The following is a 1,820-nucleotide window of genomic DNA, read 5'->3' as shown; positions in this document are numbered from 1 at the left end:
ATCTTGGAATCACTCACGGGGGGATGCCTCCGACGGCCCGCGGACAGCGGGCGTCCTCATCTTGTCGCGCTTGTGGGCTCCAGAGTTGTGTCCGGCGGGCCCGAACGTACGGGCAGTGACGGTGGCGTCGGTGAGATCATGGGAATCCCGGGAAGCCCCTGGCCCTCCCCGCGCGGAGGGCCGCCGGGTGGGTTGAGGCGGCCCCCCTTGAAGCCGCGCAGGTACACGTAGCGGCGGAAGTCGCGCAGGAAGGCGTCCGCGGGAAGGCCGATGGCCTCCTGGAAGGCGGCGTTGAAGTCGCGGCCCTCTCGCATGGCGGTGAAGGTGGCCCGGATGCGCTCCTCGCCATAGCGGGCCATCAGGAAGGTGAAGGCGTGGTGGGCGGCGCCGTACACCGTGGCGTTCTCGGTCTCGTACAGCGACTCCGCGCGTGCGAGCGGATCCGCCTGGGGGTACTCGTGGAGGAAGCGGGCCAGGTCCTCCAGGCTGGGGACGCGGTAGCCCTGACCGGCGGTGTACGAAGCCATGCCTTCGCTGAACCACAGCGGGATGCCCTTGCGCGTCCAGTCCGACACGCTGGCGGAGGCCTGCCACATGAGGCTGTGGGTGAGCTCGTGCAGCAGTAATTCGTCCACCTGCTTCTGCGAGGCGCCGGCGCGCGTCCACGTGCGGGGGCTCTGGACCTCCACCTGTTCGTAGCGGGCCCACGCGCGCAGGAAGTCGTAGCCGGGGCGGTTCGCGGCGCGCTCCAGGGCGGCGTGGTTGGGGTGGATGACCAGCGTGACGGGTTCGTGGAAGGTGCCCCAGCGGGACAGGCGGGGGCTGGCGTTGGCCACGGCCCGGCGGACCATGTCGGCGGCCTGCGTGTCCTGGGGCGCATGGGCGAAGAGGAACTCGCCGCCGGGCAGGTCGAGCGCGGCCTCCGGAGCCATGGGCTGCCGGGGCGCGGAGGCACACGCGGAGAGCAGGGCGAGCGCCACGAGCGCGACGCTCCATCGTCCGGTACCGGTACCACCCACCCGCATCCCGAGCCCCTCAGTCGGCCCCAAGCCAGCGCACCACGGCCCGTCCCACGTCCGCGACGGAGGTGAACGAGGCTACCTCCGGGGCGGAGGGCCCGAAGTAGAGCATGGGCACGGCGTGGACGGTGTGTCCGCGAACCGACAGGTCCTCCACGTTGCCGTGGTCGCTGCACACGAGCACGCGAGCATCCGAGGGGCGGGTGGCCGCGACGGCGCGGAGGAAGGCGTCGAAGGTGTCGAGCGCGGCCCTGGCGGCGGTGAAGTCCTGGGCGTGGCCGGCCTCGTCGGCGAGGTAGTGCTCGAAGAAGGTGAAGTCGGCCCCTTCGGAGATGCGCCAGAAGAGGGCCGCGGCCGCCTCCGGCGTGCGTTGGGGCACGGACAGCCCGTGCGCGAGCGCGTACGCGCCGGTGATGTCGTGGGTGAGGCCGTCGTCGGCGCGTGCGTCGTCCAGGGTGCGCAGGGGCTCATCGCCCGCGGTGAAGGCGAGCTTCGCGGCGGAGGGGCGCACCTTGCGCGCGGCGCGCGGGGGCATCGTGAACTCCGGCGGGGAGGTGGAGGGGCGCCGGAGGACGCCGAGCGCGTCGAGGTACGGCGCGGGGTAGGCGTTGGCGAAGGTGGCGGTGCGGCCCGCGGCCTTGAGGCGGCGGACGATGGAGCGCTCCGCGAGCAGCTGGCGCAGGGCGGCGTTGGGGTAGCCCAGGACATGGCCCCCCACGAGGGCGGGCGCGGGGTCCCCGGTGAGGATGGCCGTCTGGTTGGAGGCGGACTGGGGCCGGCCGGGCACGCCGAAGGTGGGGT

2 protein-coding genes are annotated in these 1,820 nt (G+C 72.9%); both read right to left on the bottom strand.

Going from position 1 to position 1,820, the window contains the following annotated elements; genetic code table 11:
• Positions 1 to 56: 56 nt before the first annotated feature.
• The gene (locus D7V97_RS42760) at positions 57 to 1,025 is read right to left on the bottom strand and encodes a hypothetical protein (RefSeq protein ID WP_233583612.1); all 969 of its coding nucleotides are present in this window, start codon (positions 1,023 to 1,025) and stop codon (positions 57 to 59) included.
• A gap of 10 nt (positions 1,026 to 1,035) precedes the next feature.
• Positions 1,036 to 1,820: metalloenzyme (locus D7V97_RS42755; RefSeq protein ID WP_120616241.1), on the bottom strand; the 785-nt coding region annotated here is incomplete at its 5' end.

Origin of the sequence: Corallococcus sp. CA053C (assembly GCF_003611675.1) — a bacterium.
Classification (GTDB): domain Bacteria; phylum Myxococcota; class Myxococcia; order Myxococcales; family Myxococcaceae; genus Corallococcus.
This window is presented reverse-complemented; position numbering and strand designations above follow the sequence as displayed.